The sequence below is a fragment of the Mesorhizobium sp. M3A.F.Ca.ET.080.04.2.1 genome, assembly GCF_003952525.1.
Lineage (GTDB): Bacteria > Pseudomonadota > Alphaproteobacteria > Rhizobiales > Rhizobiaceae > Mesorhizobium.
Genome location: NZ_CP034451.1, coordinates 5,079,831 through 5,102,893 on the forward strand (window position 1 = coordinate 5,079,831; position 23,063 = coordinate 5,102,893).

Genomic DNA, 23,063 nt, shown 5'->3' on the forward strand with positions numbered 1-23,063 from the left:
TCTCGGGCAGATTCCGCGAGCGCCGCTAGCTTGCTGAAATGGCTGGCAAAAAATTTGCCGGCTATGGCTGCAGCGTGGCCGGAAAGCCCGGAGCGCGAAGCTCGGTTCCGACCGCATCCTCGAGCAGCTTGACGATCTGCGTCGACCAGGCGTCGCCGCCATAGGTCCGCTTGCCCTGCTCGAAAATGGCGTTGACGCGAGCGGCGAGATCGAGCGGGACGCCGAGATCCTTGCCCATGGCAAGCGCGAAGCCGAGATCCTTCAGCGCCAATTCCATGGTGAAGCCGATGTCGTAGGAACCGTTCAGCACCAACTGGCTCTCGGTCTCATGAACGAAGCTGTTGCCGGAGGAAGCGACGATGGCGTGGTAGGCTTGCGCGAGATCGAGCCCGCCCTGCTTGGCCAGCATCAGCGCTTCGCCGGCGGCAACGAGGTGGATGAAGGCCAACATGTTGGTGATGACCTTGATCACCGCCGCGGAGCCGACCGGGCCCATCAGGAAGGACTTCGCGCACATTGCCTCGATCGCCGGCCGGTGCCGCTCGTAGAGCGCGGCATCGCCGCCGACCAGCGCGGTGATTCTTCCTGCCGCCGCCAGATGCACGCCGCCGGTGACCGGACATTCCAGCGTTTCGATGCCCTTCGCCGAAGCCAGTTCCGCCAGCCGCAGGATCTCGTCGCGGCCGTTGGTCGACATCTCGATCCAGGTGCCGCCCGCGGGCAGGCCTTGAAGCAATCCGTCGGGGCCGGCGAGCACCGCCTCGCTCACTCTTGGAGAGGGCAGGCAGGTGATCGCATTGCCGGCACAGGCGGCCTCGGCAGGACTGACCGCCGCCGTGGCGCCGAGCGCAACAAGACGCTCTATCGCCGCTGGCTCGCGATCGAAGACGGTGACGGTAAAGCCGTTGCGCAGCAGGCTGGCGGCGAGATTGCCGCCGAGATGGCCAAGGCCGATGAAGCCGTAGGCGAGGCGCGCGGTCACGGCATCAGCGGCGTCTGCATCATCTGCAGATGCAGGTCTTTGCCGTCATAGGGATGCGCCTCGCAGACCGCCTCGTTGAGCTCGACCCCGAGACCCGGCTCCTTCGACGGGATGACGTTGCCGTCCTGCCATTCAATCTTTTTCTTGAGCAGCGTGGCGTGAAAACCGTCCCACTGCTTCAGTGATTCCAGGATGAGGAAATTGGGCAAGGTCACCGCGAGCTGGATGTTGGCGGCGCCGACGATCGGCCCGCAATAGCAATGCGGCGCGACCTGGATGTGGTAGGCCTCGGCCATGGCGGCGATCTTCTTGGTCTCCAGGATGCCGCCGGAGCGGCCAAGGTCCGGCTGCAGGATGGTCGCGGCCCGGTTCTCGATGATGCGTGCGAACTCGAACTTCGTCGTCAGCCGCTCGCCGGTGGCGATCGGGATCGACGTACCGCGCGCGACCTGCGCCATCACTTCAGGCATGTCAGGCGGCACCGGCTCCTCGAACCACAGCGGATCGTAAGGTTCGATCGCGCGCGCGAGCCGCAGCGCGCCCGAAGCGGTGAACTGGCCATGCGTGCCGAACAGGATGTCGGCCCTGGTGCCCACCGCCTCGCGGATCGCCTTGACCATGCGCGCAGAGAGGTCGATGTCGACAAGGCGCGGCTGGTGCCCGTCAAAAGCGGTGTAGGGGCCGGCTGGGTCGAGCTTCACGGCGTTGAATCCCTGCTCGACATATTCCAGCGCGCAGGCGGCGGCCATGTCGGGATCGTTGTAGACGTTCTTGCCGCGCGCATCCTCGGAATGAACGCTGCCGGTTTGCGGATAGAGATAGGTGTAGGAGCGCAATGTCTCGTGCACCCGGCCGCCGAGCAGCTTGTAGACAGGCTTGTCCGCTTCCTTGCCGATGATGTCCCAGCAGGCCATTTCGAGCGCCGAGAAGCAGCCCATGCCGGACACGTCGGGGCGCTGGGTGAAGCCGGAGGAATAGACGCGGCGGAAGAGGTTCTCGATGTCGTGCGGGTCGCGGCCGACCAGATAACGCTCGGCCATGTCCTCGATCATCCTGGCGGTCACATGGCCTGAGAAGGTCGCGTTGTAGGCCTCGCCGTAGCCGACCACGCCGCCATCGGTGGTGAGCTTGACGAAGATGAAATACTTGCCGCCGATGCCGGGTGGCGGATTGCCGACAACCCAGGTCTTGACGTCGCTGATCTTCATTTCTGATCCTCCAGAACCAGCTCGGCGCCTTTCCATCCGGTGAGGATCGAGGCGGCGTTGGTGTTGCCGGTGATGTTGTCGGGAAAGATCGAGGCGTCAATGACGCGCAGGCCGCTCAACCCGTGCACTCGGAGCCGCGGATCGACCACGGCGCGCGCGGCGTCCGGCCCCATGCGGCAGGTCGAGACGGGGTGATAGACGGTGCCCGAACGCTTCCTGAAATCCTGAATCAGATCGGCATCGGAAGTGATTGAGGGTCCAGGCAAAACCTCTTCCTCGATGATCTCGGCCATTGCCGGCATCGAGGCGATCTTGCGCACGAATTTCACCGCCGCCAGCATCTCGTCGACATCGGCATTCGTCGAATAGGCATTGGGCGTGATCCGTGGATAGTCGCGCGGATTTTTCGAGCGGATCATGATCTCGCCGCGGCTCGACGGGCGGCAGTTGGAAAGGCCGATGGAAAAGCCCGGCCATGGATCGGGCGTCAGGATCGGGCGCTCGCCGCTCTTCGGAATGACCGTGGAGAAGGCCTGGAAATAAAGCTGCATATTAGGGCGCGCCAAGGACGGGTCAGTGCGGAAGAAGCCGCCGGCATTGTTCATCGACAGCGACAGCGGGCCGGAGCGCAGCAGGATGTATTGCATGCCGACCAAGAGCTTGCCCCACCAGGGGCGCAGGATCTGGTTGAGCGTCGGCAGCTTGCCCTTGAAGGTGTAGTTGATGCCGACATGGTCCTGCAGGTTCGCCCCGACATTCTCGTTGGCGTGGACAACCGGGATATCCAGGCTGCCAAGCAGCGCCGAGGGACCGACGCCGGAAAGCTGCAACAGTTGCGGTGAATTGATCGAACCGCCCGACAGAATGACCTCGCGGCCGGCGCGCGCGGTTCTCGTCTCGCCGTTCTGCTGGTACTCGATGCCGACGGCGCGCCTGCCTTCGAACAGGATTTTCGTCGCCAGCGCGTTGGTCTCGACGCGGACGTTGCCGCGTTTCATCGCCGGACGCAGGAAGGCGCGGGCTGCGGACATGCGGCGGCCGTTCCTGGTTGTGATCTGGTAGACGCCGACGCCTTCCTGGGAGGCGCCGTTGAAGTCTGGATTGAGCGGCAGGCCGGCCTGCTGGGCCGCCGCCAGGTAGCGCTTGGTCAGCGGGTGCACCGCGCTCGAGCAATCGGTGATGTGCAAGGGACCGCCGACGCCACGCCACTGGTCGGCGCCGGCTTCGTTGTCCTCCAGCGCCTTGAAGGCGGGGAGCAGGTCGTCATAGCTCCAACCGGGATTGCCGGCGGCGGCCCAGGCGTCGAAATCCTCGCGCGCGCCGCGGATGAACACCATGGCGTTGATCGAGCTCGAACCGCCGAGCAGCTTGCCGCGGGGCCAGTGGTCGGTATTGCCGGCAAGACCGGCGTCGGGCTCGGCCTTGTAGTTCCAGTTGACGGCCGGATCGAAGAAGGTCTTGCCGTAGCCGAGCGGCATCTGGACGTAGAACCTGCGATCGGTTCCGCCGGCCTCCAGCACCAGCACCGAGAAGCGGCCCGAGGCCGACAGTCTTTCGGCAAGGACCGAGCCGGCCGAGCCGGAGCCGACGATGATGAAATCATAGGTCTGCATGATGGGCGGGCGGGCTCCGAAATCCGGGGCCTAGCCTAGACATTGCCGGCTTATGGCGTCGCCGTGGCTTCCGGCATGGCTTGTGAAAAAAGCGACCGAGTGAGCGGTGCGCTTTTCGCTTTCAGCAAAGCTTGCGACATTGCAACCGCATTGCTACGGCTTCGGGAAAGCAGCGGCTGAAGGACCTCGCATGGTACACTATACGGATGGAAAGCCGCTCGGCGACCTGACGCTGAGGACGCTGGCCATGCCGTCCGACGCCAACGCGGCCGGCGACATTTTCGGCGGCTGGGTTATGGCGCAGATGGATCTTGCCTGCGGCATCCGCGCGGCCGAACGGGCCAAGGGCCGCGTGGTCACGGCCGCAGTGAAGGAAATGTCCTTCGCCAAGCCGATGAAGATCGGCGACACGCTCTGCATCTACACCCATGTCGAGCGCGTGGGCCGCACCTCGATGACGCTCAAGGTCGAGGCCTGGGCGCAGCGTTATCTCTCCGACCTGATGGAAATGGTCACCCATGCCGACTTCGTCATGGTGGCGCTGGACGGTGAGGGCAAGCCGAAGCCGGTTCCGGCTGAGAGCTGATCGCGAGATTCCTGCGGGTCAGGTAACGGCATCGGCGACGCCCGCGTGATGCTCTTCACAGTCGGCATCGCACATTTGCGTGACCATGACCGCCTGGCACGGCAGGAAGACAGTGCGTCAACTATCGCTGAACAACGTGGTCGCAGCGACGCTTGCGGCAGTGTTTTGCCTGCTCGAAGCGACTGCCTATACGCAGATCAAGGAAGCCGACGGCCACATGGGCTGCGTCTCCCGAGGCCGGGGCATTGGCACGCCGGCGGGCAGCTGTGCAATCTGCCCGGCGACGATTTTGCGAGGACCGGCAGGAGCGGCAAGCGATTGTGTCAGGGGCGAGCAAGCAGCGAACTCTGCGATCGACCGGCCGGAGCTTGGAATGACGCCGGACCGATGGCCTATGCAGGTCGGAGCATCGAACCCGCAAGACGATTGATACAGCACAGGGCGCTAGGCCTAAGTCGTTGGAAAGAAACGGCCGTAGCTTTGCATTTCATCGAATTTCGCGCGCGCGGCCTTGACCCTTTGAGTGTTCTTGCGCGCCCATTCGCCGAGCGCGCCGACGGGCACCAGCAGCTCGTGCCCGAGTTCGGTGAGCTCGTAGTCGACACGCGGCGGAATGGTTGGAAACACCTTTCGCGTGACGAAGCCGTCGCGCTCCAGACCACGCAAGGTGGTGGTCAGCATCTTCTGCGAAATGCCGCCGACGGCCGCGCGCAATTCATTGAAGCGCATTGCTCCGCCGCCCAGCTTGCCGACCACCAGAACAGTCCATTTGTCGCCGACCCGTTGCAGGATTTCCGACACGGCCCGGCAGTCCTCGGTGTTGTACGGGTGCCTCGGTAACAAAAATGTGCCTCCTTGCATCGCGCTTTGTCAGTATCACATATAGCGCCGGTATCCAAACGATACCTAAAATACCGCAAGGAGAGTCCCGTATGTCCAAACCCAAAATCGCCATCGTCGTCGGTTCGACGCGCGCCGCCCGCTTCGCCGACGTGCCGACGCAGTGGATCGCCAAGATCGCCAGGACCCATGCCGACATCGATGTCGAAGTCGTCGACCTGCGCGACTTTCCGCTGCCCTTCTTCGACGAGGTCGCATCCTCCGCCTGGGCGCCGTCGCAGAACGAGGTGGCGCAGCGCTGGCAGAAGAAGGTGGCCGAGTTCGACGGCTTCATCTTCACCGCCGCCGAGTACAATCACGGGCCGACAGCGGTGCTGAAGAACGCCATAGACTATGCCGCCAATGAGTGGAACAAGAAGCCTGCCGGCTTCGTCGGCTATGGCAGCGTCGGCGGTTCGCGCGCCGTCGAGCAGCTGCGCCTGCATGCCGTCGAGCTGCAGATGGCGCCGGTCAAGTCGGCCGTCCACATCGCCTGGGGTGATTTCCTGGCCGTTCGCCAGGGCGAGAAGAAGCTGGAAGACATCGAGCATCTGAACCAGTCAGCCGCAACTCTGATCAACGATGTTGCCTGGTGGGCCAAGGTGCTCAAGGCGGCCCGTGCCGCCGATGCGATCGCCGCGGAAGCCAAGGCGGCCTGAGCCGCCGATCAAGTTTATCCTCCCAAGGGATACAGGGCGGCGCTTGCGCCGCCCTTTTCATTTCCGGGGAGTGGCCAACTCGCCGGATGACGCATGCGGCCGATCAAACTGCCGGGTGCGACGGGCTCACTCGTCGCGCTTTCCTACAGCCAGCCGCCCGAAAAGCCGGCGCGTCGCAGCCCTGTGGTGATCGCCGGCACGCGGCTCATCAGTTGCCAGAGGAAGCCGGACCGATGGTTCTCTATCATCAGGGCGATCGGCCCCTGATTTATGCCGACATGGTCAGGCGACACCCAACCGCAGGCCCGACCGTCAATGGCGGCGATCGTCGGGTTGAAGCTTGCGGTGAAGCCGTAGGGGTTGCCCTCGTGCAGATCGATCTCGTGGAAATAGCGCAGCGTCGGCAGGACGATCTCCGGCGCGAACGGCAGCGAGGTGATCGCCGCCCATGGTGATAGGGTGCCGTCATCTGGACCGAAAGGCGCGCCGCGGGCGTGATAGCCGTAGAAGCGGCGCCCGCCGATCCTGATTCGACGTTTCGTCGGGCTCGGGCCGTCACTGGCGGTCAAGCCCCAGCAATTCTCGTCATAGCCGGCGAAGCCCTTCGGATTGCGGATGGCGTAGTCGCGCTGCAGATAGGTCGCCTGGCGGCTGTTCTCAAAATAGTCGCTGCCGTGATCGCGCATGAAGGCATCGCGAATGCCGCGAAAATCAATCCAGATGTGCGAGAACTGGTGGATGAAGAGCGGACCAGCATAGACCAGTTGCCGGCCGTAGATCTTCTTCCACTTGTAGGTGGACAGCCAGGCCGCATAGCTCTCCGGGGGCAGCGGAAAGGTCGGCGAGCCGAGGCCCAGCATGTAGAGGATGAGCGCCTCGTCATAGCCTTCCCAGCGGTAGCGCAGAAACCCTTTTTCGGGCCGCCAGCCATGGGTGACGGTGGCGCCGCCATTCTGCGCCCAGCGCCAGTCGGTGCGGCGGTAGAGCGCATCGGCAATCCGGCGAATTTCCAGTTCGGATTCGTCGTCCCCGTCGAAGTAGGCACCGGCGACCAGGACACCGGCAAGCAGAAGCGCTGTATCGACTGTGGACAGCTCACAATTCCAGACGCGGCGTCCGGTCTTCATGTCGAGGAAATGATAGTAGAAGCCCTTGCAGCCTGTGGCGTCGGGCTCTGGCCCCTGCGGCGCGTCCCGGAAGAAGCGAAGCGTGGCGAGCGTCCGCTCGACGGCGGCAGCACGCGTCATGTATCCACGCTCGATGCCAACCGGATAAGACGACAAAGCAAGTCCGACGGCGGCTATGCTGGCGGGCGATCCTGCGGTGTTGCGGTCAGCGACCAGGCCGTTGACCGGATTGGCCTCGTTGAGGAAATAGTCGAACGACAGGCGCTGGACGTTCGCGAGAAGCTCGTCGGTCAGCGGGTGGTCGCTCGATACATCCATGGTTGCCGAAATAGACGCTGTCGCTGCGCTTTGCACCTTTGTGCCGGTCAATCATAAGTGAGGAAAGCAGAGCCTCATAGCGCGTCAATGGATCAACGGTCGGGCAAATTTGCCGATTGCTCACCGCCGCGCCATCGGGCGGTGGCCGTCCGGCAGGCGGGTGGCAATCAGCTTGTCGATGCGCCGGCCGTCCAGATCGACGACCTCGAAGCGCCAGCCTTCAGCATCGACGCATTCGCCGGTCGTGGGCAGATGATGCAGATGCGACAGCACATAGCCGGCGACCGTCTCGTAGTCGCGGTTCTCCGGCAGGTCGATGCCCAGCACGTCTGCCATCTCGTCGGCCTGCATGTAGCCGGCGAGCAACCATGAGCCGTCCTCGCGCTTGACAGCGTTTTCCTCTTCGCCGGCATCGACATCGGATCGGAACACGCCGGTGATCGCTTCCAGTATGTCGGCCGGCGTGACGATGCCTTCGAAGTGGCCATATTCGTCATGCACCAGCGCCATCGGCACGTCTGATTCCTTCAGCCTCTGCAGCACGTCGAGAGCGTCGGCCTGGTCATGCACAATGGGCGCCGCGCGTACATGCTCGCGCAGTTCCAACGCCTTGCCGCCGAGGATCGCTGCCAGCAGATCGCGCGTCTGAACGACGCCGATCATGGCATCGACATTGCCGTCGCCGGCAGGCAGACGCGAATGTTGGGTCTCCATCAAGAGGCGCCGGATGGCTGCCTCGTCCGATTGCAGGTTGATCCAGTCGACCTCGGTGCGCGGGCTCATCACGCCGCGCACCGCCCGGTCGCCAAGACGCATGACGCCGGCGATCATGCGCCGCTCGTCGGATTCGATGGTGCCGTGATGCTCGGCCTCGGCGACCAGCATCTTGATCTCCTCGTCGGTGACCTTCTCCTCCGACTCGCCGCGATGGCCGAGCAGCCAGAGCACGGCCCGGCCGGAGATATCGAGCAGGAAGACCAGAGGCGCCGAAACGGTGGCGAGGATTGTCATGGCTGGCGCGGCGCGGACCGCCACGCGCTCGGGGTCCCGCAACGCGATCTGCTTCGGAACGAGCTCACCGACGATCAGTGAGGCATAGGTGATGAGAGCCACGACGATGCCGACGCCAAGCGGGTCGGAAATGTTTTCCTGGACGCCCGCGGATGCCAGGAAGGCAGCCAGCCGCTCGCCCAGGGTGGCGCCGGAAAAGGCGCCGGAAAGCACGCCGACCAGGGTAATGCCGATCTGCACCGACGACAGAAACTTGCCGGGGTTGGAGCCGAGCGCCAGCGCGCGGCCGGCGCCTTTGACGTTTCTGTCGATCATCGCCTTGAGGCGCGCCGGTCGCGACGAGACGATGGCCAGTTCGGACATTGCCAGAAGGCCATTCACCAAGATAAGGGCGGCCACGATCGCGATTTCAACGTAAAGCATGCGCGGTCAATAGCATTGCTGCAGTGCATTCGAAAATAGCGCTTTGGATGTTTTTCCATTCTTGCGCATTGCCAATAAGAAATTGCCCGAAACGCTAGAGTGCGTCGCGCGGAAACGGATCCAGGCGACGCGCTTAGGTCTTTGCTTTTATGCATGTCGTTGCCCAGAACTGCGGCACACTTATGGGCGACATGCATCAGGGCAATTGTCTGAGTACGCCGACTACAGCCATGCCGTCGGTGAAATAAGGGTCACCGCCGCCATTGCGTCCGATTTTGGTGGCGCCGATGCCGGGTATTTCGGTGGTCGAGATCAGCATGCCCGCCGCCCTCAGGTCACCGATCAGGAAGTTTCGCTCGGCATCGATGTCGGGACCGATGTGATGGGTGATCGCGCCTGTGTCGTGGCTGAAGCCGACGCCGCGGTCGAAGCTGGCAGAGCCCAGCCAGAGCGGACGGCCGTCGTAGCCGGCCGTGTTGGTCTGCCAGAAGCGCACATGGTGGCGCCGGTCGGCGCTGTCGCCGACCGGCTTTTCGAAGGCGAGATCCTGGGCGCGACCCTCGAACAGCAGTCGGCTCACCGGCGCATCGGGATAGGGACGGGAAAACAGCACACTTTCGCCGATGTCGATTGCGGTCCTCAGCGTCACCGCATCGGCCGTGTCCCAGCCGGCAACGGCAAAGGCGTGGACGACTTCCTTTTTGGTGCCGACCAGCCCGACATTGATCGGGTCGCCGGGAATGCCCTGCGGAGTGTGCGTCACCATCTCGAAGTGCGCGGTGCGGAAGCCGCGTTCCCGCCAGGTCCAAAATTCCGGCGCAGCGAAATAGGCAAACGCCAGATAGAAAGCGCAGAACGCCACCAGCCAGATCGTTGCGCGCCGCCTCAGCCCTCGCTTGCTCACAAGGCCACTCCCAAGACCACACCCGGCCACTCTATGCGGCGTCGGGTTGATTGGGCAGGGGCTCTAACTATTTGCTTTTGCGCAATTCCAGACGCAGGGCTACGGCAAGGCCGCCGAGCCTAAGCGTTTCCCTTTCCCGGACGTGCTCCTAGCGGCAGGCGCGGTGGCCGCTCCTGCGGTACTTGACGTCGAAATGGAAGTGGTTGCGGTGGTCGTAATTATAGCCGGGGCCGAGCACCGTGTTGAAATACTGGCATCCATCGGCGCGCACATTGTTGAGAAAGCCGCGGGTGCGGAATGCGAACAGGCCGGGCTTGCGGACGTCGATGTCGTCGCCATTGTTGAGCTCGATACTCATGACGTCGAGCGCGTTGCCCTTGCCGTGCTCCGACAGGACGCCTTCGCCGGCAATGTTGCGGCAGGAGTAGCTCGAGCCCTGGTGGATGGTTCTGACACCGGAGAAATAGCGCCAGCGGGCGGCCGGCACGAGCTCGTTCCTTGTCCAGGCGGCAAAGGTGGCGGCCATGTTGCAAGTCAGCGTGGCGGCCGGCTTCATCTGGACGCTGCCGATGGCCGAGACCTTCACCGGGAAATCGATGCCGCACTGGCCTTCATGGATCGGCTGGATGTCGGTGTAGACGACGCCGAGACGCCTCAACTCGTTGCGGCAGTCGATCTCGCTGGCGGGCATCTGCTCGAGCGGCGACATCGGCTCATCCATGCGCGGATAGGCGGCTGTCGTCAGATAGGGATCGGACGGGACGAGGCGCTGCATGCCGGAATATTGCGGCACTTCGGCTACCGCCGCTGTCTGGCTGCCCACGTCGACGGCCGGCTGGAGCGAGAAGACGTCGCCGGTCGTGCAGGCCGACACGGCCGCGACCGCAAACGCAGCGGTCAGCCTGACGGCGACGATACGGGCGCAATTGTTCTGCCGCGCCACGGCAAGCATGGCGCCAAGTCTCGTGGCCATCGAAAGGCATCCTGTCCCCGGATGGCACAAGTCTAGTCGGCAAGAGTAAAGGAAAGATCAGCGCCGGCGTTCATGCCTGCGGCCGAATTACGGCACTGTTCTTGATTTTCACTGGCAGAACGTGCCGCCGTGGCGGCGCGGCTCGAGATCAAGGTGGAAGTGCAGCGAATGGTCGGGATCGCTGCCTGGACCGAGCACGGTCTTGAACGGCCCGCAGGCAGCCTTGCGCACGGTGTTCAGGAATTTTGCATCCTGTTCGGGCGGCACGGGACCGACTTCGATTTTGCGGCCGTCCGACAGCGTGAAGGAGGCGATGTCGAGCGCATTGCCGAAGGCGTGTTCCGACAGCCTGCCGCCGTTATGGCGCGGCCGGCAGACATAGGCGGACGCCTGGCCGATCGACTTCAGGTCCGTCCCAAACTCGGCCTTTGCCGCCGGCTGGATGACATCGGCGGCAAAACGCGCCGCAGCTTCGGCCATCTGGCAATTCAATTCGGTGCCGGAGCCGATAGCGATGGATTTGCCGAGCGTCTTCAGCACGATAGGGTAGGGGATCGAGCAGCCGATTTCGGCGTCGTGCTCGGCCTGGTGTTCCTCGAAGTCGACGCCGAGCGCTTTCAGCCGTTCACGGCATGCCACCTCTTGCTCCGGCATCTTGTCGGCGGGAAGCTCGGCTGAACGCGGATCGGCGGGAATTTTCTCCTCGCCAGTTTCACCCTTGCCAGTCTCGTCCTTGCCACTCTCGTCCTTGCCAGTCTCGCCCTTGTCAATCTCGGGGGGCTTTTCCGCAGGCACTGGTGCCGCGTTTGGAGGCTCCGCTTCCGGCTCTGTCGGCTTTTCAGGGGGCGTCGCAACGACTGCCGGCGTTTGTGGCACGAAGTCATCGTGGGTCGACGGCTGCTGCTGGGCACCCTGCTCAGAAGTCCCCGTACCGGTGCTGTCGGCAGCGTCGGGCCGCGGCTCCGGAATAGGCGCCGTCGGCGGCATTTGCGGCGTGGCATTCCGGCTGACGGGCGGCAGATGGCTCTTATGCCGGTGATGGTGCCGGGCCTGCGCGGGCAAAATCAGCATGGCGGCCGCGGCCAAGCGCAGCGCCAGTCTGCAGAATCCTGAAAGGCCAAGCGTTGCCATCGCCCGGAAACGGCGCCGGCGGGTTGAAGTTGCCGTAAAGATGCGCCGTAGCGATCACAATCGATTACTTGGGCGTTACGCGCCGATGGCTTCGAGGCCTTCTTCCAGCCAATCGGCGAGCAATGGCAGGCCAAGCAGATATTTTGCAGTGCGCTTGTTTACACGCTCACGCGCGGCGGCCACCGCGTCCGCCCACTCGGAGGCGTCGTAATCCCCGCGGCCGACCCAGGCCAGCGCGATGAGCTCGGCCGCCTCATCGACATTGAGGTCATCGATGAGTTGGCGAAACTCTTCCCCGGTGAGGTCTTCCGACGATTCCTCGATCAGGCCGTCATGATGGTGGTTGTCGTGCCTGTCGCCGTCGAACTCGACCTCATGCTCGGCGCCGTCGTCGTAATCCTCGTTGACGGCGGCGCTCAGCGCCTTGGCCTTGAGGATGAACAGGCGCACCGTGTCCGGGTCGATGGAAAGCTCCCATTCCTTCTCGAGGCGCTGCTGCACTGGCCTTTCTCCGCGTGATGCGCTTGATCCGATGATAGCGGATTTGCGGCCGGCGTCACGTCCGGACACAAAAAGCGGCTACCAAGCCCGCAAAATAGTTCGGTGCCGGCGCCTTTTCGGGGATGAAACGGAGCAAAAGCGGCGTTAGTCTCGCATTGTCACGCTCAAGGAGGCTTCGATGCGCAGACGTTTGCTTGTTCAGGTCATGGCTGTTGCCGTTGCCTTGCCGCTGTTTGCGGCGCCCGCCTTTGCGGCAGGCGAAGGCGGTGGTGGCGGCAACAGTGGCGGCACCACCCAGTGCAAGAAGGGCGAAGTCTGGGACAAGAAGAAGAAGAAATGCGTCGTGCCGCAGTACGGCATGCTCGATGACGACAGCATCTATGAGGCAGGTCACGACCTCGCGATGGCCGGCCGCTATGACGAGGCGATCTCGGTGCTGACGCTCGCCGCCAACAAGCAAGATCCGCGCATCCTCAACTATCTTGGCTATTCGCACCGCCACTCCGGCCGCATCACCGTCGGCCTCGGCTATTATGAGGAAGCGCTGCGCATCAACCCCGACTACACGCTGGTGCGCGAATATCTCGGCGAGGCGCATCTGCAGATGGGCGACCTTGCCGGCGCGCAGAAGCAGCTCAGCGAGATCGAGAAGCGGACCGGCAAGGGCTCGCGCGAATACGGGATGTTGGCCGAGCAGATCGATCATTTCCTGAAAAGCTGATTGAAACTCCGGAGCCCGCGAACCGGCTGTAAGCAATTACAGCCGGTTTTGCTGTTCCCTGCTGCAATTGACGCCGGGTAAGCCTGCGAAAGCAGCGATGTTTTTGCCAAACTTGTTTTTTGGGCGTGAAAATCGCGAAAAGATCGCTATATTCGGGGAAATTGTGGTGAAACGGTTCCGTTAGCCCGAGGCTGCCGGACCGTTTTCTTTTTGTACCCATCGACAGGGCCATTCCCGGCAAGCGGGGGTGGCGGCAGGAAAGGGCAGGCAACATGAACAAGGTCCCGATGACAGGCGAGGGGTTCGCGTCATTGAAGGAAGAACTGCGCTGGCGCCAGCAGGAAGAGCGTCCACGCATCATCGAGGCGATCTCCGAAGCGCGCTCGCATGGCGACCTGTCAGAAAATGCCGAGTATCACGCTGCGAAGGAGGCGCAGAGCCATAATGAGGGCCGCGTCAACGAACTCGAGGACCTGATCGCGCGGGCCGATGTCATCGACGTCTCGAAGCTCAGCGGCGACAAGGTGAAGTTCGGCGCGACCGTGGTGCTGGTCGACGAGGACACCGAGGAAAAGAAGACCTATCAGATCGTCGGCGACCAGGAAGCCGACGTGAAGTCCGGCCGCATCTCGATTTCCTCGCCAATCGCGCGCGCGCTGATCGGCAAGGAAGTCGGCGACGCGATCGAGGTCAATGCGCCCGGCGGCGCGCGGGGTTACGAGATCGTCCAGGTGCAGTTCATCTAAATTGAAAGCCAATGCATGTCGCCCAGAAGTGTGTAGCGGTTCTGGGGCAACGACATGCATCAAATCAAAGACTTAAAGCACGCCGCCCGGATACGTTTCAGCGCGACGCGCTTCTAGGCCTACAGTCCTTTTGCAATTTGCAAACGCCGGCGCCGCCCTCATTTGGCTGCCGCCATCTTCTCCCCGTGAACGGGCGTGAACGGGGAGAAGGGGCCTGTCGTTGATGAGTTCGCCAATTTTCAGCATTTGCAGATGGGTGCCCGCATCTCGGCCAGCCTCTTTCTCCCCGTTCACGGGGAGAAATGCCCGGTAGGGCAATGGGGGGCAGCGCCGGCCGTCTGATCGAGTGTCTGCCGCTGCATCAGCATTTCAGCCTCAGCCATCACCTTGGCGGGCGTGACCTTGCCGCCGTCGGATGCCAGCAAGGTCGAGGAGTACGGGCCGCGCGGGCCGGTGAGACCCGGCTCGGTCGCCAGGAATATGGCCACGGTCGGCAGGCCGAAGGCGCTGGCGAGATGGGTGAGGCCGGTGTCGGCCCCGATCACCAGCGCCGACCGGCCGAGGATGGCAGCGATCTCGACAAGGGGTGATCTGGGGATCAGCACGGTGCCTGGCGCGGCGCTGGCGATCGCCTCGGCCACACGCTTTTCCGCTTCGTTCGACCAGGTGACGACCGGGGTAAGGTGCCGGGACACCATTTGCCGTGCCGTCTCGGTCCAGTCCTCCACCGGCCATTTCTTGTCTTCGCGGCTGGTGCCGTGGAGCAGGAAGGCAAGCCTGCCCTCGGGCAGGGGAAGCTTGCCTTGCGGCGGCACGATGCCGGAGCCAAGGCGCGAAAGATCGGGCTCGTAGCCAAGCGCCAGCCCGAACAGCCGCCGCGTGCGCTCGATGGCGTGGAGGTCGCGCGGTACGGCGTACCGGCGGTTGTAGAACAACGTCGCTGAGGGCTCGCGTGCACTCGATCGATCGAAGCCGGCGGTCGCCGTGCCGGCCTGTCTTGCGACGACCGCTGATTTCAACAGCCCTTGCGCGTCGATGACCAGGTCATAATGCGCCGTGCGGAGCGTGCGGCGCAGGACGGCCATCTCGCGCCACGTCTGGCCATTGAAAAGCGTCCTGCGCCAGCGCCGGATCGCTACCTTGTGTATGGATTTTATCGCCGGGTGCATGGCGACTATGCCGGCGAAAGCCTCCTCCACGCACCAGTCGAAGCTTAGGCCGGGGCAATTTTGAAGCGCATCTTCGACGGCCGGGAAGCTATGGATGACATCGCCCATCGAGGACGTCTTGACGATCAGTACCCTCATGCGGCTGCCGCAACCTCAAGCAATCGGTCGGCCGCCGCTTCGACCCTCGCGACGTCGAGCGTCTTCAGGCAGTTGAGATGGCCAAGCGGGCAGGTCTTGCTGTGGCAGGGCGAGCAGGAGAGGTGGAGCCAGATCAGCTCCGAACGGTCGCTCAGCGGCGGCGTGTTCTCGGGCGATGTCGAGCCGTAGACGGCGACGATCGGCGTGCCGACGGCTGCCGCGACATGCATCAGCCCGCTGTCGTTCGAAACGGCGAGCTTCGCCGCGGCGATCAGGTCGATAGTGTCCTCAAGCTTTGTCTTGCCGGCGATGTCGACGGCGCCAGGCGCCAGCGCGGCAATCTCGCCGGTGACGCTGGCGTCCTTCTTCGAGCCGAGCAGAGCGACGCCGAGCCCTTTCGCCATCATGGCGCGAGCCAGTTCGGCATAGTATTCGCCGGGCCAGCGCTTGGCAGGGCCGAACTCGGCCCCCGGCATCAAGGCGACGAATTTTCCCGAAGCGAGCCCGAACCGGTCGAGCAGGGCCGCCTGGTTGTCCGCATCGACTATGAACTGCGGCGCGCGAAACGTGCCGCCCTGGGCCAGGCTGAAATAGGCGCGTGCCGTGCGCCGCTTGAGGGCGTCAGGCAAGGGGACGATGTCGGTCAGCAAGCCGTAGCGCATCTCCCTGAGATGGCCGACACGGCGGGGAATGCGGGCAAAGAACGGGATCAGTGCCGATTTCCAGCTCCCCGGCAGCACATAGGCGATGTCGTAGCGGCCGCGCAGCAGGCGGCCGAAGCGCCGGCGGCTGCCGAATTCGAGCGCGCCTGGCATCAGCGGGAAGTCGATCTGATAGCGTATTTCGGGCATGCGCTTGACCAGCGGCGCCGCCCAGCCGGGCGCCAGCACGTCGATCGCGGCGTTTGGATGCTGCTCTTTGAGCGCAGAGAACAGGCACTGCGACATGACCATGTCGCCCACCCAGCGTGGGCCGATCACGAGGATCGTTGGGCTCTCAGCCATTCGACATAGTCTCTGACACCGGTTTCGACAGTCCGGAATTGTCCATTGTATCCTGCCGCGCGCAAGCGGGACATATCCGCCTGCGTGAAACTCTGGTAGCTGCCCTTGAGATGGTCGGGGAAGGGGATGAATTCGATCTCACCCTTACCGAGCGTGCCGATCACCGTTTCGGCGATAGCTCGGAACGGTTGGGCCCGGCCGGTGCCGCAGTTGAAGATGCCGCTCGTGCCGCGCTTCCACAGCCACAGATTAACGTCGGCGACATCGCCGACATGGATGAAATCGCGGCTCTGCTCGCCCGGGCCGAAGCCGTCATAGGCGCCGAACAGTTTCGGGTTTTCGCCGCGCCCGACCTGGTTGAACAGGTGAAAGGCGACCGAGGCCATGGCGCCCTTGTGCGCCTCGCGCGGCCCGTAGACGTTGAAATAGCGCAGGCCCGCCACCTGGGAATGATCGGTGCCGAGCACGTTGCGGCGGACATAGTCGTCGAAGAGCTTTTTCGAATAGGCATAGACGTTGAGCGGGCGTTCGAACTCAGGCTCCTCGCGGAACTCGCTGCCGCCGCCATAGACCGAAGCGGAGGACGCATAGAGGAAGGGCACGCGCAGCCCGAGGCAGGCATGCAGCAGCCGCTTCGAATAGGCATAGTTCACCTCCATCATGAACTTGCCGTTCCATTCGGTGGTGGTCGAGCAGGCGCCCTGGTGGAAAACCGCCTCTATGCGGCCGAGCCGGCCGTCTTCGAGCCGGGCCAGGAACTCGTCCTTGTCCAGATAGTCGGCAATGTGAAGGTCGGCCAGGTTGGCGATCTTGTGGCCATCGGTCAGATCGTCGACGACGACGATGTCGTCACGACCTTCGGAATTGAGCGCGGCGACGATGTTGGAGCCGATCATACCGGCGCCGCCAGTGACGATGATCATGAAGGCCTCTGCTTGCGTTGCCGAATCCGGCCCTTATAGGCGAGGCCGGTGGTAGTGTCGATAAAGGTCGCTGCCACGGACCATCGGCTACGACGAATGTAGGGCTGGATCGGCGGAACGGCTTGCGCCATAAGCTCTGCCGCGCGCCGAACTGCTTGTCAGTCGAAGCAACTACGGCGCTTTCGAGTGCCGCGGCAAGAACCGTCGGCGTGCGCTTCTTGCCCTTGGTATGATCATGACATCCGATTTAAAGCCTGGCCTTCGCCATCTTCAAACCGTGCGGGTCGACGATTCCCTGACGGTGCCGGCCATGACACCGGCCTTCGCGGGCTTCAACGACATGCCACCGGTCTTCGCCACCGCCTTCATGGTCGGCTTCATCGAGTGGGCGTGCGTCGAGGCGTTGCGTCCGTTCCTTGGCAGCCATGAGAAAACGGTCGGCACGCATGTCGACGTAAGCCACGTTGCCGCCACGCCCGTCGGTATGACGGTCACCGCCGATGTCGAGCTTGTCGCCGTGGAGGGGCGGAAGCTGCGCTTCAAGGTGTCGTGCAGGGACGAGAACGGACTGATCGGGGAAGGTTTTCACGAGCGCGCGGTAATCGACCGTGAGAAGTTCATGGCGCGCGTTCTGGCCAAATCAGGGCGGACCGGTTCATCGCCACAGTGAGGCCGCAAAGTTCCCGCTTCAGTCGGCTCCCGCCGCCCGGCATATCGTGAGGGACCAGATGCCGTCGACAGAGCTGCTCATCGCGTTTTTGGCCACCACGGCGATCTTCGCCTATATTCCCGGCCCTGCCATGCTCTACGCCGCTGCGCAGACCATGGCGCGCGGACGCTGGTCGGGGTTGACGGCGGCTCTGGGCATCCATCTCGGCGGCTATGTGCATGTTTTCGCGGCCGCCGCTGGCCTGTCCGTCCTGTTCCATGCGGCGCCGCCGCTCTATCTGGCGGTCAAGCTCGTCGGCGCGCTTTATCTGGTCTGGCTCGGCGTCTCCATGTTCCGCAAACGCACGGATGGCGATATGGCGCTGCCCGCCATCGAGCGGAAATCGGCCCGCCGCGCTTTTTTCGAGAGCATTGCCGTCGAGGTGCTCAATCCGAAGACAGCGATCTTCTTCATGGCGTTCCTGCCGCAGTTCATCGATGCCTCGGCGGCGTTCCCGATTTGGATGCAGTTCATCGTGCTCGGAACCGTCGTCAACCTGATGTTCTCCTCGGCCGACATTGTTTGCGTCTTGCTGGCCGGCGCGATGATTGCGCGGCTGCGGCGCTCGGGCCGTGCGCAACGCTTGATGCAGCGCGCGGGAGGTGCCGTGCTTGTCGGCCTCGGCGTTCATGTTGCCCTGCAAAAGAGCTGATCCGACTGCCAGCTAGTCGCAAGCCGGCCCAGGCCCGCCGTTGCGCTGGCCCGATTTGCGGTATATCGGCATCGCGAAGAACGACCGGCGCTGCGACTTTGGCGCTGCAACTCCAGACCAGCCTTTCGGGCGCATGCCAGTGAGATGATCAAGCACCATCTGCCTTCTCCGGAACCATTGCATCGCACCATCGCCCGCTTCGGCGAGGTCACGGTGCTGGTGGTCGGCGACTTCATTCTCGACCGCTTCGTCAGTGGCGTGATCGAACGGATCTCGCCGGAAGCGCCGATCCCGGTGCTGCATGGGCGGGGCGAGATGCTGGCCATGGGCGGCGCCGGCAACGTGGTCTCCAACATCGTCTCATTGGGTGGCGCGGCAATCCCGGTGTCGGTAATCGGCGCCGACCAAGCCGGTGACAATCTCGTTCGCATGCTCGGCGACCTCGGCGCCGACACCGACGGACTGGCGCAGCATCAGGACCGCATGACCTCTTCGAAAAGCCGGTTCAGCGCGCTGAACCAGCAGGTGCTGCGTTTCGACGAGGAGGAGATCAAGCCGCTTTCCCGCGGCGAGCGGGCGATGCTGGTCGAGCATTTCCAAGCGGCACTCGCCCGCGCCGACGTCGTCATCCTGTCGGACTACGGCAAGGGTATCCTGCTCGACGGGGTCGCCGGAGAGTTGATCGCGATCTGCCGCGATGCCGGAAAGCCGGTCCTGGTCGACCCGAAGGGCCGCGACTACGGGCGCTATGCCGGCGCCACGGCCGTGACGCCGAACCGCAAGGAACTCGGCGAGGCGGTCGGGCATGCGGTGTTTGGCGATGACGAGATCGTGGCGGCGGCGCGCGACCTGATCGCCGCGCATGGCTTCGATTTCATCGTTGCAACGCGTAGCGAAAAGGGCATGAGCGTCGTCACCGCCGAAGATGCCCGCCATATCGCGACGCAGGCGCGCGAGGTGTTCGACGTTTCGGGCGCAGGCGACACAGTCATCGCGACCTTCGCGCTTTCGCTCGCGGCGGGCGCCGACCGCGTCCATGCCGCCGTCATCGCCAATGCGGCCGGCGGCGTCGTGGTCGGCAAGCGCGGCACGGCGCGGCTGTCGGTCGAAGAACTGTCCGGCGCGCTGTTTCGCTCGCACGGACCGGTCGCTCACAAGGACGCCGTTCTCGATGCCGGCGCAGCGGCCAGGATGGTGGCCGCCTGGAAGGAGGAAGGCCTGACGGTGGGCTTCACCAATGGCTGCTTCGATATCCTGCATGCCGGCCATGTCAGCCTGCTGCACGCCGCGCGCAGCCAGTGCGATCGGCTGGTGCTGGGGCTGAACAGCGATGCCTCGGTGCGACGGCTCAAGGGCTCCGGACGTCCGGTCAACGACCAGCACGACCGCGCCTGCGTGCTGGCGGCTCTTGCTTCCGTGGACGCGGTCGTCGTGTTCGAGGAGGACACGCCGCTCGAACTGATCGAAGCGCTGAAGCCCGACATCCTGGTCAAGGGCGCTGACTACACGATCGAGACCGTGGTCGGCGCCGAGGTGGTGCAGAAGGCCGGCGGGCGCGTGGTGCTGGTCGACCTCGTCGCCGGCAAGAGCACGACCGGCACGATCGGCAAGCTGCGCGCCGGCGGCACGAATTGAGGATTTCATGTCAGAACTGAACGACTATCTGGTCCGCTCGGCGGCAGCGATCACGGCGATGGTCGAGCGCGACCTCACCGAGGAGATGGAACGCGCGGTTGCAGCCGTCGTCGAGGCGCTGTCGCAGGGCAAGGCTTTGCTGATCTGTGGCAATGGCGGTTCGGCGAGCGACGCCATCCACATCGCCGGCGAACTGGTCGGCCGCTTCTTGAAGGAGCGCAAGGGTTACAATGTCATTGCGCTGCCGGCCAACGCGGCGGTGCTGACGGCTTGGGGCAACGACTACGGCTTCGACACGGTTTTCTCGCGCCAGGTCGAGGCGCACGGCTCGGAAGGCGCTGTCCTGCTCGCCATCTCCACCAGCGGCAATTCGCCCAGCATCCTTGCCGCCGCCGAGCAGGCGCGGGCCATGGGCATGACGGTGATCAGCCTCACTGGTGACACCGGCGGCAAGCTGAAGCCGTTGACCGACATCCTGCTCAACGTGCCGTCGACCTCGACGCCGATCATCCAGCAGGGGCACCTTTGCCTCTATCACCATCTGTGCGAAGCGGTGGAAGCGCGTCTCAGCAATGGCTGAGGGTGCCGTCCATCCGCTCGCCGAGCCCGGCCTCTGGATCGAACGAGTCGGAAGCAGCAGCTTTCCAGCCGGCCTTCCGGCGCTCTTTCTCGATCGTGATGGCACGATCAATGTCGATACCGGCTATCCCGACGATCCGGACGACATTGTGCTGCGCGACGAGATCGCGCCTGCCATAGAGGGCGCGAACCGACAGGGCATCCCGGTTATCGTGATCACCAACCAGTCCGGCATCGCGCGGGGCTATTTCGGCTGGGACGTATTCGCGACCGTCAACCGGCGGGTGCTTGGCCTGCTTGCCGAGCGGAATGCCGCCGTCGACATGGTGCTTGCCTGTGCCTATCACGAGGCCGGCTCGGGACCGCTGGCGGTCGCCGACCATCCGATGCGGAAGCCTAACCCCGGGATGCTGGTCGAGGCTGCGCGCCGGCTCGGCATAGATCTGAAGCGTTCGCTGATCGTCGGCGACAAGCCGGCCGACATGGAAGCAGGCCAGCGCGCCGGCCTTGGACGCGGCTGGCTGGTCGACGGCAAGGGTTCGATGATGGGCGGGCTCTCCGTTTCGCCATTATGCGATGCGCATGATCTCGACGGACTGCTCGCCGCGATACGGGCGCTTTGATCGCATAGTGATTCAGGGCCGAGCGCCAAGCCGCTGGTTTTGCGGCGCTTTTGCTGGAAGCTCGGCGCCTCCAGTCAGCCCGGAAAGGCCACCAGCCCTTCGTCCTTGACGCGGCGGATCGTCAGCGCGGTGCGCACCGTGTCGACATTGGGGGCCGAGGCGAGCTCCTCGATGACGAACGTCTGGAAGGTGCCGAGATCGCTGGCCACGCAGTGCAGCAGGAAGTCGGATTCGCCTGACACCATCCAGGCATCGCGCACGATCGGCCAGCCGCGCGTGCGCTCGGCAAACGTCTTCAACTCGGCATCGGCCTGATGATGCAGACCGATCAGGCAGAAGGCAACGACATCCATGCCAAGTGCCGGGGCGTTGAGGAGCGCGCGATAGCCGCGGATGATGCCGGCCTCTTCCAGGCGCCGGACGCGGCGCAAGCAAGGCGGCGCCGAGATGCCGACCCGGTTCGACAGCTCGACATTGGTCATACGGCCGTCATTCTGCAGCTCGCGCAGGATTTTCCAGTCGATGGCATCGAGATCGGCTTTGAGCGGCATGGTCGACTTTCGCGCAAGAATCTTTCGCGGTTTGTAATTAGACTTTGCGTCGCATTCCATCCCTTGCGGATGATTTTTGCTGGTCTTGGCCGCGATATTGCCCGATATGGCGGGCAGCGCTCCGCATGGCTGCGCGCTGCCAACTATCGTGCGCGGAACCGCGAGGCACGTCGGAAGCTTTCCGGGGACGAAAGGTAAGTTGCCTTGCTGGCTTGGCGGGCAACACTTACATTACCGACGACAAAACCACGGCTTTGGGCCGCAGGGGACTTTTCTATGAACACCAAACATGCTCCCGTTCTCATCATCGGCTCCGGCCCGGCCGGCTATACCGCGGCAATCTACGCCGCCCGTGCCATGCTGAAACCGATGCTGGTCGCCGGCCTGCAGCAGGGCGGGCAGCTGATGATCACCACCGATGTCGAGAACTATCCGGGCTTTGCCGATCCTATCCAGGGTCCCTGGCTGATGGAGCAGATGCTCAAGCAGGCCGAGCATGTCGGCACCGAAATCGTCAACGACATCATCACCGAGGTCGACCTCAATGTGCGGCCGTTCCTCGCTACCGGCGATTCCGGCACGGTCTACACGGCCGATGCGCTGATCATCGCCACCGGCGCGCAGGCCAAATGGCTGGGCATCCCCTCGGAGCAGACCTTCATGGGCTTCGGGGTGTCGGCCTGCGCTACCTGCGACGGTTTCTTCTACCGCGGCAAGGACGTCGCGGTGGTCGGCGGCGGCAATTCCGCGGTGGAGGAAGCGCTTTACCTCGCCAACCTCGCCAAGAGCGTCACCGTCATTCACCGGCGCAGCGATTTCCGCGCCGAGCGGATCCTGCGCGAACGGCTGTTCAAGAAGGACAATGTGCGCGTCATCTGGGATACGGTCGTCGACGAGATCACCGGACAGCCGGGCAAGGCCCCGTTGCCGCCCTCGGTCGAGGGGCTCTCCCTGCGCAATGTGGTGACCGGAGAAGTCTCGCGGCTGAAGATCGACGGCGTGTTCGTGGCGATCGGCCATGCGCCGGCGGTGGAACTGTTCGTCGGCAAGCTGAAGCAGAAGCCGAACGGCTATCTGTGGACGGCGCCGAATTCTACCCGCACCGACGTTCCCGGTGTCTTCGCCGCAGGCGATGTCACCGACGACGTCTATCGGCAAGCGGTGACGGCGGCCGGCCTCGGCTGCATGGCCGCGCTCGAGGCCGAAAAATATCTCGCCGGGATTGAGGTTCACCGCGAAGCGGCGGAATAAGCAATCGGCTGAGAAAAGCCGTTTAAAAGCCTGATTTTTCATTCAGA

Annotated in this window: 24 protein-coding genes; 10 read left to right on the forward strand and 14 right to left on the reverse strand. The window is 63.8% G+C overall.

Translation table 11 applies throughout. The annotated features are described in order from the left end of the window. Positions 1 to 61: 61 nt before the first annotated feature. From EJ074_RS24230 to EJ074_RS24240, 3 genes are read right to left on the reverse strand one after another with little or no spacing between them, the layout of a single operon-like run. On the reverse strand, positions 62 to 982 hold the full coding sequence (locus EJ074_RS24230) for an NAD(P)-dependent oxidoreductase (RefSeq protein WP_095806950.1): 921 nt from the start codon (positions 980 to 982) through the stop codon (positions 62 to 64). Further along, positions 979 to 2,190 (reverse strand): mandelate racemase/muconate lactonizing enzyme family protein, encoded by a 1,212-nt coding sequence (locus EJ074_RS24235; RefSeq protein WP_129553840.1) that lies wholly within the window; start codon positions 2,188 to 2,190, stop codon positions 979 to 981. Before EJ074_RS24235 ends, EJ074_RS24230 begins: the two co-directional genes overlap by 4 nt. After that, positions 2,187 to 3,803 (reverse strand): GMC family oxidoreductase N-terminal domain-containing protein, encoded by a 1,617-nt coding sequence (locus EJ074_RS24240; RefSeq protein WP_095806948.1) that lies wholly within the window; start codon positions 3,801 to 3,803, stop codon positions 2,187 to 2,189. The genes EJ074_RS24235 and EJ074_RS24240 overlap by 4 nt, the downstream gene beginning before the upstream one ends. Positions 3,804 to 3,993: 190 nt before the next feature. Here EJ074_RS24240 and EJ074_RS24245 point away from each other — a divergent pair, with 190 nt between their 5' ends. Next, positions 3,994 to 4,389, forward strand: coding sequence for an acyl-CoA thioesterase (locus EJ074_RS24245; RefSeq protein WP_095806947.1), 396 nt, complete (start codon positions 3,994 to 3,996; stop codon positions 4,387 to 4,389). A 450-nt stretch (positions 4,390 to 4,839) separates the two neighbouring features. Here EJ074_RS24245 and EJ074_RS24250 read toward each other — a convergent pair whose 3' ends face one another. Continuing rightward, positions 4,840 to 5,232 carry a helix-turn-helix domain-containing protein gene (locus tag EJ074_RS24250; protein WP_165350004.1) on the reverse strand — a complete coding sequence of 131 codons (393 nt, stop codon included), beginning with the start codon at positions 5,230 to 5,232 and terminating at the stop codon, positions 4,840 to 4,842. Between the two features lie 89 nt (positions 5,233 to 5,321). Here EJ074_RS24250 and EJ074_RS24255 point away from each other — a divergent pair, with 89 nt between their 5' ends. After that, on the forward strand, positions 5,322 to 5,927 hold the full coding sequence (locus EJ074_RS24255; protein WP_095806944.1) for an NADPH-dependent FMN reductase: 606 nt from the start codon (positions 5,322 to 5,324) through the stop codon (positions 5,925 to 5,927). A gap of 143 nt (positions 5,928 to 6,070) precedes the next feature. Here the strand turns inward: EJ074_RS24255 and EJ074_RS24260 are convergent, their stop codons facing one another. The 6 genes from EJ074_RS24260 to EJ074_RS24285 form a co-directional block, all read right to left on the reverse strand. Next, a complete protein-coding gene (locus EJ074_RS24260; protein ID WP_095806943.1) occupies positions 6,071 to 7,372 on the reverse strand; it encodes a glucoamylase family protein in 1,302 nt (433 codons plus the stop codon). A 120-nt stretch (positions 7,373 to 7,492) separates the two neighbouring features. After that, positions 7,493 to 8,806, reverse strand: a complete 1,314-nt coding sequence (locus EJ074_RS24265; protein WP_095806942.1) for a hemolysin family protein — start codon at positions 8,804 to 8,806, stop codon at positions 7,493 to 7,495. A 196-nt stretch (positions 8,807 to 9,002) separates the two neighbouring features. Further along, complete coding sequence (locus EJ074_RS24270; protein ID WP_095806941.1) at positions 9,003 to 9,710, reverse strand: LssY C-terminal domain-containing protein; 708 nt, start codon at positions 9,708 to 9,710, stop codon at positions 9,003 to 9,005. 148 nt (positions 9,711 to 9,858) lie between these two features. Beyond that, positions 9,859 to 10,683 carry an extensin family protein gene (locus EJ074_RS24275; protein ID WP_095806940.1) on the reverse strand — a complete coding sequence of 275 codons (825 nt, stop codon included), beginning with the start codon at positions 10,681 to 10,683 and terminating at the stop codon, positions 9,859 to 9,861. A gap of 108 nt (positions 10,684 to 10,791) precedes the next feature. Further along, positions 10,792 to 11,754 carry an extensin family protein gene (locus EJ074_RS24280; RefSeq protein ID WP_245420390.1) on the reverse strand — a complete coding sequence of 321 codons (963 nt, stop codon included), beginning with the start codon at positions 11,752 to 11,754 and terminating at the stop codon, positions 10,792 to 10,794. A 135-nt stretch (positions 11,755 to 11,889) separates the two neighbouring features. Further along, positions 11,890 to 12,315, reverse strand: a complete 426-nt coding sequence (locus EJ074_RS24285) for a DUF3775 domain-containing protein (protein WP_095806938.1) — start codon at positions 12,313 to 12,315, stop codon at positions 11,890 to 11,892. A 178-nt stretch (positions 12,316 to 12,493) separates the two neighbouring features. Between EJ074_RS24285 and EJ074_RS24290 the strand changes: the two genes are divergently transcribed. Continuing rightward, positions 12,494 to 13,036 (forward strand): tetratricopeptide repeat protein, encoded by a 543-nt coding sequence (locus EJ074_RS24290; RefSeq protein WP_095806937.1) that lies wholly within the window; start codon positions 12,494 to 12,496, stop codon positions 13,034 to 13,036. 272 nt (positions 13,037 to 13,308) lie between these two features. Further along, complete coding sequence (greA, locus tag EJ074_RS24295) at positions 13,309 to 13,782, forward strand: transcription elongation factor GreA (RefSeq protein WP_095806936.1); 474 nt, start codon at positions 13,309 to 13,311, stop codon at positions 13,780 to 13,782. A 290-nt stretch (positions 13,783 to 14,072) separates the two neighbouring features. Here the strand turns inward: greA and waaC are convergent, their stop codons facing one another. The 3 genes from waaC to rfaD are packed head-to-tail and all read right to left on the reverse strand — an operon-like array spanning position 14,073 to position 17,016. Then, a complete protein-coding gene (gene waaC / locus EJ074_RS24300) occupies positions 14,073 to 15,089 on the reverse strand; it encodes a lipopolysaccharide heptosyltransferase I (protein ID WP_095806935.1) in 1,017 nt (338 codons plus the stop codon). Next, the gene (waaF, locus tag EJ074_RS24305) at positions 15,086 to 16,093 is read right to left on the reverse strand and encodes a lipopolysaccharide heptosyltransferase II (protein ID WP_095806934.1); all 1,008 of its coding nucleotides are present in this window, start codon (positions 16,091 to 16,093) and stop codon (positions 15,086 to 15,088) included. The genes waaC and waaF overlap by 4 nt, the downstream gene beginning before the upstream one ends. Continuing rightward, a complete protein-coding gene (gene rfaD / locus EJ074_RS24310) occupies positions 16,066 to 17,016 on the reverse strand; it encodes an ADP-glyceromanno-heptose 6-epimerase (protein WP_095807039.1) in 951 nt (316 codons plus the stop codon). The genes waaF and rfaD overlap by 28 nt, the downstream gene beginning before the upstream one ends. Before the next feature lie 235 nt (positions 17,017 to 17,251). On the opposite strand from rfaD, the gene EJ074_RS24315 reads away from it, so the two are divergent. The 5 genes from EJ074_RS24315 (at position 17,252) to EJ074_RS24335 (ending at position 21,214) form a co-directional block, all read left to right on the forward strand. After that, the gene (locus tag EJ074_RS24315) at positions 17,252 to 17,686 is read left to right on the forward strand and encodes a thioesterase family protein (RefSeq protein ID WP_095807038.1); all 435 of its coding nucleotides are present in this window, start codon (positions 17,252 to 17,254) and stop codon (positions 17,684 to 17,686) included. A gap of 58 nt (positions 17,687 to 17,744) precedes the next feature. Beyond that, a complete protein-coding gene (locus EJ074_RS24320) occupies positions 17,745 to 18,377 on the forward strand; it encodes a LysE family translocator (protein ID WP_095806933.1) in 633 nt (210 codons plus the stop codon). Between the two features lie 144 nt (positions 18,378 to 18,521). Continuing rightward, on the forward strand, positions 18,522 to 20,012 hold the full coding sequence (gene rfaE1, locus EJ074_RS24325) for a D-glycero-beta-D-manno-heptose-7-phosphate kinase (RefSeq protein ID WP_095806932.1): 1,491 nt from the start codon (positions 18,522 to 18,524) through the stop codon (positions 20,010 to 20,012). 7 nt (positions 20,013 to 20,019) lie between these two features. Continuing rightward, entirely contained in the window at positions 20,020 to 20,592 is a 573-nt protein-coding gene (locus tag EJ074_RS24330) for an SIS domain-containing protein (RefSeq protein WP_095806931.1), read from the forward strand. Then, the gene (locus EJ074_RS24335) at positions 20,585 to 21,214 is read left to right on the forward strand and encodes an HAD family hydrolase (RefSeq protein WP_095806930.1); all 630 of its coding nucleotides are present in this window, start codon (positions 20,585 to 20,587) and stop codon (positions 21,212 to 21,214) included. The genes EJ074_RS24330 and EJ074_RS24335 overlap by 8 nt, the downstream gene beginning before the upstream one ends. Positions 21,215 to 21,288: 74 nt before the next feature. On the opposite strand, the gene EJ074_RS24340 is transcribed toward EJ074_RS24335, so the two are convergent. Further along, complete coding sequence (locus EJ074_RS24340) at positions 21,289 to 21,765, reverse strand: Lrp/AsnC family transcriptional regulator (protein ID WP_095806929.1); 477 nt, start codon at positions 21,763 to 21,765, stop codon at positions 21,289 to 21,291. 276 nt (positions 21,766 to 22,041) lie between these two features. Here EJ074_RS24340 and trxB point away from each other — a divergent pair, with 276 nt between their 5' ends. Next, entirely contained in the window at positions 22,042 to 23,016 is a 975-nt protein-coding gene (gene trxB, locus EJ074_RS24345) for a thioredoxin-disulfide reductase (protein ID WP_095806928.1), read from the forward strand. Positions 23,017 to 23,063: the final 47 nt, after the last annotated feature.

Excerpts from the sequence above, each read along its gene's own strand:
- EJ074_RS24235 (WP_129553840.1), bottom strand. The coding sequence starts at position 2,190 with ATGAAGATCAGCGACGTCAAGACCTGGGTTGTCGGCAATCCGCCACCC.
- EJ074_RS24240 (WP_095806948.1), bottom strand. The coding sequence starts at position 3,803 with ATGCAGACCTATGATTTCATCATCGTCGGCTCCGGCTCGGCCGGCTCG.
- EJ074_RS24245 (WP_095806947.1), top strand. The coding sequence starts at position 3,994 with ATGGTACACTATACGGATGGAAAGCCGCTCGGCGACCTGACGCTGAGG.
- EJ074_RS24255 (WP_095806944.1), top strand. The coding sequence starts at position 5,322 with ATGTCCAAACCCAAAATCGCCATCGTCGTCGGTTCGACGCGCGCCGCC.
- EJ074_RS24260 (WP_095806943.1), bottom strand. The coding sequence starts at position 7,372 with ATGGATGTATCGAGCGACCACCCGCTGACCGACGAGCTTCTCGCGAAC.
- EJ074_RS24265 (WP_095806942.1), bottom strand. The coding sequence starts at position 8,806 with ATGCTTTACGTTGAAATCGCGATCGTGGCCGCCCTTATCTTGGTGAAT.
- EJ074_RS24275 (WP_095806940.1), bottom strand. The coding sequence starts at position 10,683 with ATGGCCACGAGACTTGGCGCCATGCTTGCCGTGGCGCGGCAGAACAAT.
- EJ074_RS24280 (WP_245420390.1), bottom strand. The coding sequence starts at position 11,754 with ATGCTGATTTTGCCCGCGCAGGCCCGGCACCATCACCGGCATAAGAGC.
- EJ074_RS24290 (WP_095806937.1), top strand. The coding sequence starts at position 12,494 with ATGCGCAGACGTTTGCTTGTTCAGGTCATGGCTGTTGCCGTTGCCTTG.
- greA (WP_095806936.1), top strand. The coding sequence starts at position 13,309 with ATGAACAAGGTCCCGATGACAGGCGAGGGGTTCGCGTCATTGAAGGAA.
- waaC (WP_095806935.1), bottom strand. The coding sequence starts at position 15,089 with ATGAGGGTACTGATCGTCAAGACGTCCTCGATGGGCGATGTCATCCAT.
- waaF (WP_095806934.1), bottom strand. The coding sequence starts at position 16,093 with ATGGCTGAGAGCCCAACGATCCTCGTGATCGGCCCACGCTGGGTGGGC.
- rfaD (WP_095807039.1), bottom strand. The coding sequence starts at position 17,016 with ATGATCATCGTCACTGGCGGCGCCGGTATGATCGGCTCCAACATCGTC.
- EJ074_RS24315 (WP_095807038.1), top strand. The coding sequence starts at position 17,252 with ATGACATCCGATTTAAAGCCTGGCCTTCGCCATCTTCAAACCGTGCGG.
- EJ074_RS24320 (WP_095806933.1), top strand. The coding sequence starts at position 17,745 with ATGCCGTCGACAGAGCTGCTCATCGCGTTTTTGGCCACCACGGCGATC.
- rfaE1 (WP_095806932.1), top strand. The coding sequence starts at position 18,522 with ATGATCAAGCACCATCTGCCTTCTCCGGAACCATTGCATCGCACCATC.
- EJ074_RS24330 (WP_095806931.1), top strand. The coding sequence starts at position 20,020 with ATGTCAGAACTGAACGACTATCTGGTCCGCTCGGCGGCAGCGATCACG.
- EJ074_RS24335 (WP_095806930.1), top strand. The coding sequence starts at position 20,585 with ATGGCTGAGGGTGCCGTCCATCCGCTCGCCGAGCCCGGCCTCTGGATC.
- EJ074_RS24340 (WP_095806929.1), bottom strand. The coding sequence starts at position 21,765 with ATGCCGCTCAAAGCCGATCTCGATGCCATCGACTGGAAAATCCTGCGC.
- trxB (WP_095806928.1), top strand. The coding sequence starts at position 22,042 with ATGAACACCAAACATGCTCCCGTTCTCATCATCGGCTCCGGCCCGGCC.